A 13625-nucleotide genomic window follows, 5' to 3' on the forward strand; every position below is an offset into this window, starting at 1 on the left:
AGGCTGTCCCGAAGATGTTGATCCTGCGCGGCGCTCCTGCCCTTTCTGCCTTTCGCCACAGCAAACTCCTTGAACAACTGAGCCAGAAGGTTCCAGCTGTCAGTGGCCTGTATGCTGAATTCGCTCACTTCGCCGAAGTCACCGGCGTCCTGACCGGCGACGAACAGCAGGTGCTTGCGCGCCTTCTGAAGTACGGCCCCAGCGTTCCGGTACAAGAGCCGAGCGGCCGTCTGTTCCTGGTCTTGCCGCGTTTCGGCACAATCTCGCCCTGGTCGAGCAAGGCCAGCGACATCGCCCGTAACTGTGGCCTGGCCAAAGTCCAGCGCCTGGAGCGCGGTATCGCTTTCTACGTGAGCGGTGAGTTCAGCGACGCCGACGCCCAGGCGATTGCCGATGCCCTGCATGACCGCATGACCCAGATCGTGGTGGCCAACCTGGAGCAGGCCGCCGGTCTGTTCAGCCACGCCGAACCCAAGCCGCTGACCGCCATCGACATCCTCGGCGGCGGCCGTGCCGCGCTGGAAAAAGCCAACAGCGAACTGGGCCTGGCCCTGGCCGAAGACGAAATCGATTACCTGATGAACGCCTTCCAGGGCCTCAAGCGTAATCCCCACGACATCGAACTGATGATGTTCGCCCAGGCCAACTCCGAGCACTGCCGCCACAAGATCTTCAACGCCAGTTGGGACATCGACGGCCAGAGCCAGGAAAAAAGCCTGTTCGGCATGATCAAGAACACCTATCAGATGCACAGCGAAGGTGTGTTGTCGGCCTACAAGGACAACGCCGCGGTGATCGTCGGTTCCGTTGCCGGGCGCTTCTACCCGAACCCTGAAACCCGCCAGTACGGCGCGGTGCAGGAGCCGGTGCACATTCTGATGAAGGTCGAGACCCACAACCACCCGACCGCCATCGCCCCGTTCCCGGGGGCTTCCACCGGTTCCGGCGGCGAGATCCGCGACGAGGGCGCCACCGGCCGCGGCGCCAAGCCGAAAGCCGGCCTCACCGGCTTCACCGTGTCCAACCTGCAGATCCCGGGCTTCGAACAGCCGTGGGAAGTGCCTTACGGCAAGCCTGAGCGCATCGTCAACGCCCTCGACATCATGATCGAAGGCCCCTTGGGCGGCGCCGCGTTCAACAACGAATTCGGCCGTCCGGCCCTGACCGGTTACTTCCGTACCTTCGAACAGTCCATCAACACCCCCCGTGGCGATGAAGTTCGTGGTTACCACAAGCCGATCATGCTGGCGGGCGGCATGGGCAACATCCGTGACGAGCACGTACAGAAAGGCGAGATCACCGTCGGCTCCAAGCTGATCGTCCTCGGCGGCCCGGCGATGCTCATCGGCCTGGGCGGCGGCGCTGCTTCCTCCATGGCCACCGGCACCAGCTCGGCGGACCTGGACTTTGCCTCGGTACAGCGTGAAAACCCTGAGATGGAACGCCGTTGCCAGGAAGTCATCGACCGTTGCTGGCAGCTGGGGGACAACAACCCCATCAGCTTCATCCACGACGTCGGCGCCGGCGGCCTGTCCAACGCCTTCCCGGAACTGGTCAACGACGGCGGCCGTGGCGGTCGCTTCGAACTGCGCAACATTCCCAACGACGAGCCGGGCATGGCCCCGCACGAAATCTGGTCCAACGAATCCCAGGAGCGTTATGTCCTGGCAGTGGGCGCGGCGGATTTCGAACGCTTCAAGGCCATCTGCGAGCGCGAGCGCTGCCCGTTCGCCGTGGTTGGTGAAGCCACTGCCGAGCCGCAGTTGACCGTGACCGACAGCCACTTCGGTAACAGCCCGGTGGACATGCCCCTGGAAGTGCTGCTGGGCAAGGCCCCGCGCATGCACCGTTCGGCCGTGCGGGAAACCGAGCTGGGTGACGATTTCGATCCAAGCACCCTGGACATCGCCGAGAGCATCGAGCGCGTCCTGCACCACCCGGCCGTGGCCAGCAAGAGCTTCCTGATCACCATCGGCGACCGCACCATCACTGGCCTCGTGGCTCGTGACCAGATGGTCGGCCCATGGCAGGTGCCGGTGGCCGACGTGGCCGTGACCGCCACCAGCTTCGACGTCTACACCGGTGAAGCCATGGCCATGGGCGAGCGTACGCCGCTGGCCCTGCTGGATGCCCCGGCGTCCGGGCGCATGGCGATCGGCGAAACCCTGACCAACATCGCGGCCTCGCGGATCAACAAGATCAGCGACATCAAGCTCTCCGCCAACTGGATGTCGGCCGCCGGCCACCCGGGCGAAGACGCGCGTCTGTACGACACGGTCAAGGCTGTGGGCATGGAACTGTGCCCCGAGCTGGGCATCACCATCCCGGTGGGCAAGGACTCCATGTCCATGGCCACTCGCTGGAATGAAGAGGGCGTGGATAAGAGCGTCACCTCGCCGCTGTCGCTGATCGTCACCGGCTTCGCACCAGTGACGGACATCCGCCAGACCCTGACCCCGCAACTGCGCATGGACAAGGGCACCACCGACCTGATCCTGATCGACCTCGGTCGTGGACAGAACCGCATGGGCGCCTCGATCCTCGCCCAGACCCACGGCAAGCTCGGCAAGCAGGCTCCGGACGTCGATGACGCCGAAGACCTGAAAGCCTTCTTCGCGGTGATCCAGGGCCTCAACGCCGACGGCCACCTGCTGGCCTACCACGACCGTTCCGATGGTGGCCTGCTGGTGACCGCCGTGGAAATGGCTTTCGCCGGTCACTGCGGCCTGAACCTGACCCTCGACGCCGTGGCGGAGAACGCCGCGGAAATCGCCGCCATCCTGTTCAACGAAGAACTGGGTGCGGTGATCCAGGTGCGTCAGGACGCGACTCCGGACGTACTGGCCCAGTTCAGCGCTGCCGGCCTGGGCGACTGCGTGGCGGTGATCGGTCAGCCGATCAACAACGGTGAAGTGACCATCTCCTACAACGGCGAAAGCGTATTCACCGGCCAGCGCCGCCTGCTGCAGCGTCAGTGGGCAGAAACCAGCTACCAGATCCAGCGCCTGCGGGACAACGCCGAGTGCGCCGAACAGGAATTCGACGTCCTGCTGGAAGAAGACAACCCGGGCCTGAGCGTCAAGCTGGGCTTCGACGTCAACCAGGACATCGCCGCGCCTTACATCAAGAAGGGCGTGCGTCCCCAGGTGGCGGTGCTGCGTGAGCAGGGCGTCAATGGCCAGGTGGAAATGGCCGCGGCTTTCGACCGCGCCGGCTTCAACGCCATCGACGTGCACATGAGTGACATCCTCGCCGGTCGTGTCGACCTCAACGACTTCAAGGGCATGGTTGCCTGCGGCGGCTTCTCCTACGGCGACGTACTGGGCGCCGGTGAAGGCTGGGCCAAGTCGGCGCTGTTCAACAGCCGCGCGCGGGATGCCTTCCAGGGCTTCTTCGAGCGGACCGACAGCTTCACCCTGGGTGTGTGCAACGGTTGCCAGATGATGTCCAACCTGCACGAGCTGATCCCGGGCAGCGAATACTGGCCGCACTTCGTGCGCAACCGTTCCGAGCAGTTCGAAGCCCGTGTGGCCATGGTCCAGGTCCAGGAGTCGAACTCGATCTTCCTGCAGGGCATGGCCGGTTCGCGGATGCCGATCGCCATCGCCCACGGTGAAGGCCATGCGGAATTCGAAAGTGAAGAAGCCCTGCTGGAAGCCGATCTGTCCGGTTGCGTGGCCCTGCGTTTCGTCGACAACCACGGCAAGGTCACCGAGCGTTACCCGGCCAACCCGAACGGCTCGCCGCGCGGGATCACCGGCCTGACCAGCCGCGACGGTCGCGTCACCATCATGATGCCGCACCCTGAGCGGGTGTTCCGTGCCGTGCAGAACTCCTGGCGTCCGGACGACTGGAACGAAGACGCGGCGTGGATGCGCATGTTCCGCAACGCGCGTGCCTGGGTGAACTGAGGCTGATGTACAAGCTCAGCTTCTTCGTGCCTCCCAGCCATGTGGAGCAGGTCAAGAGCGCCGTATTCGCCGCCGGTGGCGGACGTATCGGCGCCTATGACCAATGCGCCTGGCAGGTGCTCGGCCAGGGCCAGTTTCGCCCGTTGGACGGCAGTCAGCCGTTTCTCGGGCAGACCGGCCAGGTCGAGCAGGTGGAGGAATGGAAAGTCGAGCTGGTGGTGGCCGATGAACTGATCGCCCATGCGGTGGCAGCCCTCAAGCAGAGCCATCCCTACGAGACGCCGGCTTATGAAGTCTGGCGCCTCGAAGCGTTCTGAGGTTATCCACCGATAAAAAGCCCGCTGCACCGGAGACGGTCAGCGGGTTTTTTTGTGGACCTTCGCCTGCAGGAGCCGGCTTGCCGGCGAAGGCGTCTTTCAGGCTCTCGCCCCCACCTTCTTGTGCAGCAGCGCTTGCAGAGCAGCCTGCAAGCCCCCGGCCTTCTCGCCGATCAATACATGCCAGACATCCCCCTCCAGCCGCCGGGTTCCCTGGCAGCCCAGGACATTGAGTGCTGACTCCGAGAGGCTGCGGCTATCGCTCAGTTGCACCCGCAGCCGGGTCAGGGCGACGCAATCGGCCTGCAACAGGTTGTCCCGACCGCCCAGGGCATTGAGCCACTGCTGGGCTTCCTGGCTGGAGACTTCAATCGACTGGGGCGCCTCGACAGCTGCCGCTGGTGCCGCGACCTGGGCCGCCGGCAGCGCCAGGCGAATCTGGTCGGCGATATTGTCGGCCATCGGTCCCACCACCACCTGCAAGCTGCCGCCCTTGCCGGGGCGCACCACGGCCAGGGCGCCCAGGGCTTTCAATTCGGCATCAGTGGCCAGGTTGCGGTCCGCCAGCTCCAGGCGCAGGCGCGTGGTGCAAGCGCCGACCGTGATCAGGTTGGCCGCACCGCCCAGGGCCTTGATATAGGCGGCGGCGCGTTGATCGGCGTTGAGTTCGCTCTTGTCCCCGGACGGACTGTCTTCGCGCCCCGGGGTCTTGAGGTTGAAGCGGCGGATACAGAAGTCGAACACCAGGTAGTACACCACCGCGTACAGCAGCCCCACCGGAAACACTTTCCAGCCATTGGTGGAACGTCCCCAGCCCAGGGCCATGTCGATGGCGCCGCCGGAGAAGGTGAACCCCAGGTGGATGTTCAGCAGGTTGGTCAGGGCCATGGCCAGGCCGGTGAGCAGCGCATGAACCAGATACAGCAGCGGGGCGAGGAACATGAAGGCGAATTCGATGGGTTCGGTGACCCCGGTAAGGAACGAGGTCAGGGCCATGGACAGGAAGATCCCGCCCATCACCTTGCGCCGTTCCGGCAGGGTGTTGCGGTACATCGCCAGGCAGGCGGCGGGCAGGCCGAACAGCATCATCGGGAACATCCCGGTCATGAACTGGCCGCCTTTCGGGTCCCCGGCGAAGTAGCGGGTCAGGTCGCCGGTGACCACGGCACCGGTGCTCGGGTCGGTGAAGCTGCCGAAGATGAACCAGGCCATGTTGTTGAGGATGTGGTGCAGGCCGGTGACGATCAGCAGGCGGTTGAACACGCCGAAGACGAAGGCGCCGAAGCTGCCGCTTTCCAGCAGCAACTGGCCGAAGCTGTTGATGCCATGCTGGATCGGCGGCCAGATCAGGCCGAACGCCAGCCCCAGGCCCACGGCGCTGAAGCCGGTGGCGATGGGCACGAAGCGCCGGCCGCCGAAGAACGCCAGGTATTCCGGCAGCTTGATGTCCTTGAAGCGGTTGTACAGCGCACCGGCCATCAGGCCACTGATGATCCCGGCGAGCATGCCCATGTTGATGCTGGCGTCCAGCACCTTGAGGGTCGAGATCATCACCAGGTAGCCGATGGCCCCGGCCAGCCCGGCGGTGCCGTTGTTGTCCTTGGCAAACCCCACGGCGATGCCGATGGCGAAGATCAGCGCCAGGTTGCCGAAGATCGATTGCCCGGCATCGTGGATGATGGCGATGTTCAGCAGGTCGGTGTCGCCCAGGCGCAGCAGCAGGCCGGCGATCGGCAGGATGGCGATGGGCAGCATCAGGGCGCGGCCGAGGCGTTGCAGGCCCTCGATGAAGTACTGGTACATGGCGTCTCTCCTGGAGTTCTTGTTATGGGTTCAGAGGCCAGTGCCGGGCGCAGGCTTCTCGCACCGCGACGGCACCCGGGAGGTCGAGCAGCGGCTGGCTCAGCCGGCGGCATTCGGCGGCATCCAGCTGGCGCACCCGGTCCTTGATTTCCCCCACCTGCGGCGGGCTCACCGACAGTTCGCGCACGCCCAGGCCGATCAGCACCGGGGTGGCCAGTGGATCGGAAGCCAGGGCGCCGCAGACACCGACCCAGCGTCCATGGCGCTCGGCGCCGCTGCAGGTCTGGGCGATCAGGCGCAGCAGGGCCGGGTGCAGGGCGTCGACCCGTGCCGCCAGTCCGGCATGATCACGGTCCATGGCCAGGGTGTACTGGGACAGGTCGTTGGTGCCGATGGACAGGAAGTCGGCGTGCTTCGCCAGGTGCTCGGCCATCAGCGCCGCGGCCGGCACTTCGATCATCACCCCCAGCTCCGGCTGCTGGGTCAGGCCCAGTTCGGTGGCGAGCTGATTCAGGCGCTGACGGATGTGCAGCAACTCGGCCACTTCGGTGACCATCGGCAGCATCACCCGGCAGCGTTGCACCGGGCTGACCTGTAGCAGCGCGCGCAATTGCTGGTCCATCAGTTCCGGCCTTGCCTGAGCCAGGCGGATGCCGCGCAGGCCCAGCACCGGGTTGGCTTCCACCGGCAATGGCAGGTAGTCCAGTTGCTTGTCGCCGCCGACATCGATGGTGCGGATGATCACCGGCTTGTCGCCCATGGCGTCCAGTACTGCCTGATAAGCTTGGCGTTGTTCGGCTTCATCCGGGGCGGTCTGCCGATCGACGAACAGGAACTCGGTGCGCAGCAGGCCGACGCCATCGGCGCCCCCCTGGTGCGCGTCCCGGGCTTCGGCGCTGGAGGCAACGTTGGCCGCCACCTCGATCGGCTGGCCGTCCCGGGTCAGGGCCGGGTCACGGGCTTGCTGGCGTTGCTGCTCGCGGCGCTGTCTACGGGCCGCAACGGCCTCTTGCACCTGGGCGATGCGTTGCGGGTCCGGCGCCAGTTCCAGGCGGCCGCCATCGGCATCCAGCACCACGGTTTGCCCACCCTCGATTTCAAGCAGAACCGGGCCCAGGGCCACCAGGCAGGGCAGGCCCTTGCCCCGGGCGAGGATGGCCACGTGGGAGGTGGCGCCGCCGGCGGCCATGCACAGGCCGGCCACGCCCTGGGCGCTCAGTTGCAGCAGGTCGGACGGGGTCAGCTCCTGGGTGGCGACCAGGGCCCCCGGGGGCAGTTGGTACTGCCAGGCTTCGCCGAGCAAGGCCCGCAGCACCCGTTGTTGCAGGTCCCGCAGGTCGTTGGCGCGCTCGGCCAAAAGCGGATTGCCCAGTTGTTGCAGTATCTGGCATTGCTCGGCGATGGCTGCGCTCCAGGCATGGGTGGCGGCGCGTCCCTGGACGATGGCTGCGTCGGCGGCGTCCAGCAGGGTCGGGTCTTCCAGCAATCCCAGATGGGCGTTGAAGATGTCCTGTTCCTGCTGATCGCGGCGTTGCCGGGCCTGTTCCAGGGTGCGCAGGATATCTCCGCGCACTTGCTCCAGGGCCGTGCTCAGCGCCAGGCGTTGCGACTCGGGTTGATGCTGGCCGCTGTCCTCGGGCAGCTCCATGGCGCTGAGGCGCACCAGGGGGCCGCAAACCAGCCCGGGTGCCGCGCAGACACCCTGCAACACGCCATCCTCGCTGGCCGGGCGCGGCACTTGGAGCGCGGCCGGCGCAGGGGCGTGGGCATCGTCCGCCAGGGCGCTGCCGAGGGTCTTGAGCAGCGCCTGCAAGGCGGCCTGGCAATCATCGCCCTGGCAACTGACCCGTACTTCATCCTGTTCGCCGATGCCCAGGCCCATCAGGGCGATCAGGCTGGTGCAGGGAGCGCTTTTGTCGTTGAAGGTCAGCTGTGAGTGGCTGTTGAATGCCGCCGCGGTCTGCCGCACCAGCGCGGCTGGGCGAGCGTGCAGCCCGCCGCGGTGGGCGACCCTGATCAGGGCGCTGGCCTGCTCGCTGGAATCGGCACGGGAACGCTCGGGCCTGGGGGCATCCGTGCGGCGGCTGACATGCAGCAACGGCTCGCCGACCTTGACCGAGGACAGGTTCAAGTGACGCAGCTCGAAGTGTTCGCCGTTGGTCAGGATCATCAGGCTGATCAGGCTCCGGCAGTGCTGCGCCACATGGTCCAGGTCGACCCGCAACAGGGGCTGGCCGGCGCTGACCTGCTGGCCTTGTTCCACCAGCAGGGCAAAGCCTTCGCCTTGCAGTTCGACGGTGTCCAGGCCCAGGTGCAGCAGCCATTCGGCACCGTTGGCGGCGCGCAGCGTTACCGCGTGCCCGGTGCGTGCGATCTGTATCACTTGCCCGGCGCAGGGCGCGTGCAGCGTGTCGTTGAGCGGGTCGATGGCAACCCCGTCACCCATGGCGCCACTGGCGAACACCGGGTCGGGGACGCTGTGCAGCGGCAGGACAGGCCCGCTGAGGGGGGCACTGAGCGTCAGGTCGTTATTGTTGTTGTGCATGGCGCAGTACTCATCGATCAAAGGGGCTTAGTGCGTGCGGGTCACTTTGCTCAGGTGACGCGGCTGGTCCGGGTCCATGCTGCGGGCTTCGGCCAGGCCGGCGGCCATCACATAGAAGCTCTGGATCGCCAGGATCGGGTCCAGCACCGGGTGTTCCGCGCGGCTCAGGGTCAGGTCGCGCTCGCCGATGTCATCCGGCGCTGCCAGCAGCACCTTGGCGCCGCGCTGGCGCATGTCGGCGGCCAGGCTCAGCAGGCCGCCCTGTTCGGCGCCTCTGGGAGCGAACACCAGCAACGGGTAGTCGTGGTCGATCAGGGCCATCGGGCCATGGCGCACCTCGGCACTGCTGAAGGCTTCGGCCTGGATCGCCGACGTTTCCTTAAGCTTGAGCGCCGCTTCCTGGGCGATGGCGAAGCCGGCGCCACGGCCGATCACCATCAGGCGCTGGTAATCGCGCAGGGCGTTGACCGCCAGGTTCCAGTCCTGGGTCGCGGCCTGTTGCAGACCTTCGGGCAGAGCCAGGCCGGCCTCCAGCAGGTGGCTGTCCTCGTTCCAGTGAGCGATCAGCCGGGCGCTGGCGCTGAGGGTGGCGATAAAGCTCTTCGTCGCGGCCACGCTCTGCTCGGTACCGGCGTACAGCGGCAGGGAGAATTCGCTGGCGGCCTCCAGGGGGCTGTTTTGCGCATTGACCATGGCCACGCTGAGGGCCCCGCGCTTGCGCAGCAGGCGCACGCTGTTCACCAGGTCCGGGCTCTGGCCCGATTGCGAGAAGGCGAACACTGCCTGGCCGCTGACCCGCAGGGGCGCCTGTTGCATGGTCACCACCGACATCGGCAGCGAGGCCACCGGGATACCCACTTGTTGCATGGCCAGGTAGGCGAAGTAGCTGGCGGCATGGTCGGAACTGCCCCGGGCCACGGTCATGGCCACTTGTGGCGGCTGGCGTCGCAGGCGGCCGGCAACCTCGATCAGGGATGGGTCCAGGTGCAGCAGCTGGCTGCTGACGGCGATGTGCGAGGACTGCGCCTCTTCAAGCATTTTTGAAGTCAATGTCTTCTCCTTCGACCATGACGGCGGTCAGTGTGAGTGCGCGATCCAGGCGCACGCTGTCGGCCCAGCTGCCGGGTTGCAGGCGGCCGCGTTCAGGGATGCCGAGGTAGTCGGCGGGAAATTGCGACAGGCGCTGGGAGGCTTCGGCCAGGGGCAGGCCGATCTTCACCAGATTGCGCAGGGCCTGATCCATGGTCAGGGTGCTGCCGGCCAGGGTGCCGTCCGCCAGGCGCACCCCGCCCAGGCATTTGGTCACGGTGTGGCTGCCCAGCTGGTATTCGCCGTCGGGCATGCCGGCAGCGGCGGTGGAGTCGGTGACGCAGTACAGGCACGGGATCGAGCGCAACGCCACGCGCATGGCGCCGGGGTGCACGTGCAGCAGGTCGGGGATCAGTTCGGCGTACTGGGCGTGGGCCAGGGCGGCGCCGACGATGCCCGGCTCGCGGTGATGCAGGGGGCTCATGGCGTTGTAAAGGTGGGTGAAGCTGGTGGCGCCGGCGGCCAGGGCGGCCACGCCCTCTTCGTAGCTGCCCAAGGTGTGGCCGATCTGCATGCGCACGCCGCGGGCGCTGAGTTCACGGATCAGCGCGTCGTGGCCGGCGATTTCCGGGGCGATGGTGATCACCCGGATGGGCGCCAGTTGCAGGTACTTTTCCACTTCCGCCATGAGTGCGGTGTGGGCGAAGTTGGGTTGGGCGCCGAGCTTGCCGGGGTTGATGTAGGGGCCTTCCAGGTGCACGCCGAGCACCCGGGCACAGCCCTCGGGGCGCTGTTCGGCGAAGATCCCGAGCTCGCCCAGGACCTGGCTGATTTCCGCGCTGGGGGCGGTCATGGTGGTGGCCAGCAGCGAGGTGGTGCCGAAACGCACATGGGTGCGGGTGATGGTTTCGAAGGCCGGGCGGCCCTGCATGATGTCCTGGCCGCCACCGCCGTGGACGTGCAGGTCGATAAAGCCCGGCAGCAGGTAGGGCAGGTCATTGTCCGCCGGGTCGCAGGGGCTGCCTTGGATGGCGACGACCTTGCCGTGCTCATGGACCAGGCGGCCACGGACCCAGCCTTGGGGCGTGAGGATGTTGTCTTCGGACATGGGCGTTTCTCTGGCTCCAGGGGGCGGATTCAGCGTCGCAGCTCGGCGACGAAGTCGTAGTAGTCGTTGCGGCAATAGGTATCGGTGACTTCGATCGGCGTGTTGTCTTCCAGGTAGCCGACCCGGGTCATCAGCAGCATGGCGGTGCCGGGGGCAATGCCCACCAGGGCGGCAAACTCGTCCGAGGCGTTGATCGCCTGGATGTGCTGCAGGGCCCGGACCACGGGGCGGCCGATGCTATCGAGGTATTCGTAGAGCGAATCACCGACCGCCTCGGGCTTGGCGATGATGCTGGCCGGCAGGGTGCTCATCTCAATGGCCATGACCGCATCGTCGGCTTTGCGCAGGCGCTTGAGCCGCGCCACCTTGTCGTTGGGTGACAGGCCGAGGCGGATCAGCTCTTCATGGGTCGGTGGGGTGAGGGTGCGTTCCAGCCACTGCGAGCCGGGGACGAAGCCTTTGAGGCGCAGCATCTCGCTGAAGCCGGAAAGGCGCGACAGGGGTTGTTCCAGGCGTGGAGTGATGAAGGTGCCCGAGCCCTGGCTGCGACGAATCAGGCCGCGCTCGAAAAGCACTTCCAGGGCCTTGCGCGCGGTCACCCGGGAGATGCCCAGCAGTTCGCTGAGGTTGCGTTCCGAAGGCAGTGCCTGCTCGGCTTTCCATTGGCCGGAGTGGATCGCCGCTTCCAGGTTGCGGGCCAGTTGCAGGTACAGCGGGGTCGGCTGGGAGTCGTCGGGACGCAGGGTCAGGAGGTGATTCATCTGTAGGTTTTCCGATGCGGTTATTAGGTTGTTGTCGCCCGGTAATGCCGAAAACTAATACCACTTAAATACCATGTCAACGCCACCTATCGGGCTGAAGTGCAGTAAATCCGGCGCTTTCGGGGTGCGTGACAGGATAAATGATTGAAGTGGTATTAGGCAGGTCTGGCCGCGAAGGCCATGGGTCGAGGTGGCGACCCGCAGCGGGTCGCCAAGTGGTATGCGCGCCCGGGGAGGGCTGCGGGGGGAGAAATATTTTTTGCCGGGAGGCGGTTAAGGGCGGATTTCGATCAGCGTGCCGTCTTTCACCAGGCCCCAGACCTCGCGCATGTCGACGTTGCGCATGGCGATGCAGCCATCGGTCCAGTCCAGGGTGTGGAAGTACTGCTCGGGAAACTCTTCGGTGTCCGGGGTGCCGTGGATCATGATCATGCCGCCGGGATCGACCCCTTCGCGACGTGAGCGGGCGGCATCGGTGATGTTCGGGTAGGAGATGTGCATGGCCAGGTTGTAGCGGTCGCTGGTCTTGCGCCAGTCGAGCCAGTAGAGGCCTTCCGGGGTGCGTTTATCGCCCTCCATCAGCTTGGGCCCCTTGGGCTTCTTGCCCAGGGAAATGCGGTAGGTTTTCAGTGGCTTGCCGCCATTGATCAACTGCAGTTGATGGGCGGACTTGAGCACCAGGACCTTTTCGATGACCTTGCCGTCCAGGGTTTCCACCGTGGAGGCCTGAGACAGAGTGACGACGGAACAGCACAACAGGGCAAGCAACCAGCGCATTGACACGATTTCCCCAGGCGCGCACGGAATCCGTGCACGTTTTTATTGTTTAACTGATGGCAGGCTGAGAGAGCGGCGGAATGGATTCGGAGCGCACGGCATAAGCCTGTGCCCGCCGGTCAGCGAAGAAGCATTCTAAGGTACGACCGACGGTGCGGAAAGCCAGCTCGGACCAAGGGATATCGGCTTCCTCGAACAGCTGCACCTCCAGGCTCTCGGGACCGGCGGCAAAGTCCAGGTCCGAAAGCTCGGCGCGAAAGAACACATGCACCTGGCTGATGTGCGGCACGTCGATCAGGGTGTAGATATTCAGGTTGCGCACCCGGGCGCAGGCTTCCTCGAAGGTTTCGCGGATGGCCGCTTGTTCCACCGTCTCGCCGTTTTCCATGAAGCCCGCCGGCAGGGTCCAGTAGCCCAGGCGCGGTTCGATGGCGCGGCGGCACAACAGCACCTTGCCTTCCCAGGTTGCCAGGCAGCCGGCAACGATGTTGGGGTTCTGGTAGTGGATGGTCTGGCAGTGATCGCAGACGAAGCGCAGGCGCGAATCGCCGTCGGGAATGCGCTGGGTCACTGGGTTGCCGCACTGGCTGCAAAATTTCATGAGGGGTATCCGCAAAGGCTGGGGCTATCTTGGCGCGCCGCCCGGTTGTCGGCAAGTTGTCGTTAAGCGACATGCCCGGGAGCGGGGGTTGGGCCACCGATTGGATTGGTGCATGATGCACGGTAGCCAACAGATCGAGATGCCTCATGCTGGACGAGCTACTTCATCGGGTAAGCCATTACACGCCACGAACCCTGGAGACTGACCGACGTTTCCCCGAGGCTGCGGTGCTGGTGCCCATCACCCGCAGCGACGAACCGGAACTGGTATTGACCTTGCGTGCCAGCGGGCTGTCGACCCATGGCGGTGAAGTGGCCTTCCCCGGTGGCCGGCGCGATCCGGAAGACCCGGACCTGATTTTCACCGCCCTGCGCGAGGCCGAAGAAGAGATCGGCCTGCCGCCGGGACTGGTGGAAGTCATCGGCCCTTTGAGCCCACTGATTTCCCTGCATGGGATCAAGGTCACGCCTTACGTCGGGGTGATTCCCGACTACGTCGAATACCGGGCCAACGACGCCGAGATTGCCGCTGTTTTCAGCGTGCCCCTGGATTTTTTCCGCCAGGACCCGCGCGAACACACCCACCGTATCGACTACCAGGGCCGCAGTTGGTATGTCCCCAGCTACCGCTTCGGCGGGTACAAGATCTGGGGCCTGACCGCGATCATGGTGGTCGAACTGGTCAACCTGCTGTACGACGCCGATATCAGCCTGCATCACCCGCCGAAAACCTTTATCGATACCTGAAGCCATGGCTTTGTGCATGGCATGAAC

At 65.4% G+C, this 13625-nt stretch carries 10 protein-coding genes; 3 read left to right on the forward strand and 7 right to left on the reverse strand.

What is annotated here, in order from left to right:
- Positions 1-14 precede the first annotated feature (14 nt).
- Positions 15-3911, forward strand: a complete 3897-nt coding sequence (gene purL / locus BLV47_RS28885) for a phosphoribosylformylglycinamidine synthase (RefSeq protein WP_092319862.1) — start codon at positions 15-17, stop codon at positions 3909-3911.
- Positions 3912-3916: 5 nt separating this feature from the next.
- The gene (locus BLV47_RS28890) at positions 3917-4228 is read left to right on the forward strand and encodes a YqfO family protein (RefSeq protein ID WP_092319864.1); all 312 of its coding nucleotides are present in this window, start codon (positions 3917-3919) and stop codon (positions 4226-4228) included.
- A 99-nt stretch (positions 4229-4327) separates the two neighbouring features.
- Here BLV47_RS28890 and nagE read toward each other — a convergent pair whose 3' ends face one another.
- The 7 genes from nagE to BLV47_RS28925 all read right to left on the reverse strand — a co-directional run bounded on the left by nagE (position 4328) and on the right by BLV47_RS28925 (position 12852).
- Positions 4328-6031 (reverse strand): N-acetylglucosamine-specific PTS transporter subunit IIBC, encoded by a 1704-nt coding sequence (gene nagE / locus BLV47_RS28895; protein ID WP_092319866.1) that lies wholly within the window; start codon positions 6029-6031, stop codon positions 4328-4330.
- Between the two features lie 22 nt (positions 6032-6053).
- Positions 6054-8576 carry a phosphoenolpyruvate--protein phosphotransferase gene (gene ptsP, locus BLV47_RS28900; RefSeq protein WP_092319868.1) on the reverse strand — a complete coding sequence of 841 codons (2523 nt, stop codon included), beginning with the start codon at positions 8574-8576 and terminating at the stop codon, positions 6054-6056.
- A 27-nt stretch (positions 8577-8603) separates the two neighbouring features.
- Positions 8604-9626, reverse strand: a complete 1023-nt coding sequence (locus BLV47_RS28905) for an SIS domain-containing protein (protein ID WP_092319870.1) — start codon at positions 9624-9626, stop codon at positions 8604-8606.
- A complete protein-coding gene (gene nagA, locus BLV47_RS28910) occupies positions 9607-10713 on the reverse strand; it encodes an N-acetylglucosamine-6-phosphate deacetylase (protein WP_092319872.1) in 1107 nt (368 codons plus the stop codon). The genes BLV47_RS28905 and nagA overlap by 20 nt, the downstream gene beginning before the upstream one ends.
- A gap of 29 nt (positions 10714-10742) precedes the next feature.
- Complete coding sequence (locus tag BLV47_RS28915) at positions 10743-11474, reverse strand: GntR family transcriptional regulator (RefSeq protein ID WP_092319874.1); 732 nt, start codon at positions 11472-11474, stop codon at positions 10743-10745.
- 273 nt (positions 11475-11747) lie between these two features.
- Positions 11748-12251 carry a L,D-transpeptidase family protein gene (locus tag BLV47_RS28920; RefSeq protein ID WP_092319876.1) on the reverse strand — a complete coding sequence of 168 codons (504 nt, stop codon included), beginning with the start codon at positions 12249-12251 and terminating at the stop codon, positions 11748-11750.
- Positions 12252-12300: 49 nt separating this feature from the next.
- Complete coding sequence (locus tag BLV47_RS28925) at positions 12301-12852, reverse strand: NUDIX hydrolase (RefSeq protein WP_092319878.1); 552 nt, start codon at positions 12850-12852, stop codon at positions 12301-12303.
- A gap of 146 nt (positions 12853-12998) precedes the next feature.
- Here BLV47_RS28925 and BLV47_RS28930 point away from each other — a divergent pair, with 146 nt between their 5' ends.
- Positions 12999-13598, forward strand: coding sequence for a CoA pyrophosphatase (locus tag BLV47_RS28930; RefSeq protein ID WP_092319880.1), 600 nt, complete (start codon positions 12999-13001; stop codon positions 13596-13598).
- The last annotated feature ends 27 nt before the right edge of the window (positions 13599-13625 follow it).

The sequence above is a fragment of the Pseudomonas saponiphila genome, assembly GCF_900105185.1.
GTDB lineage: Bacteria > Pseudomonadota > Gammaproteobacteria > Pseudomonadales > Pseudomonadaceae > Aquipseudomonas > Aquipseudomonas saponiphila.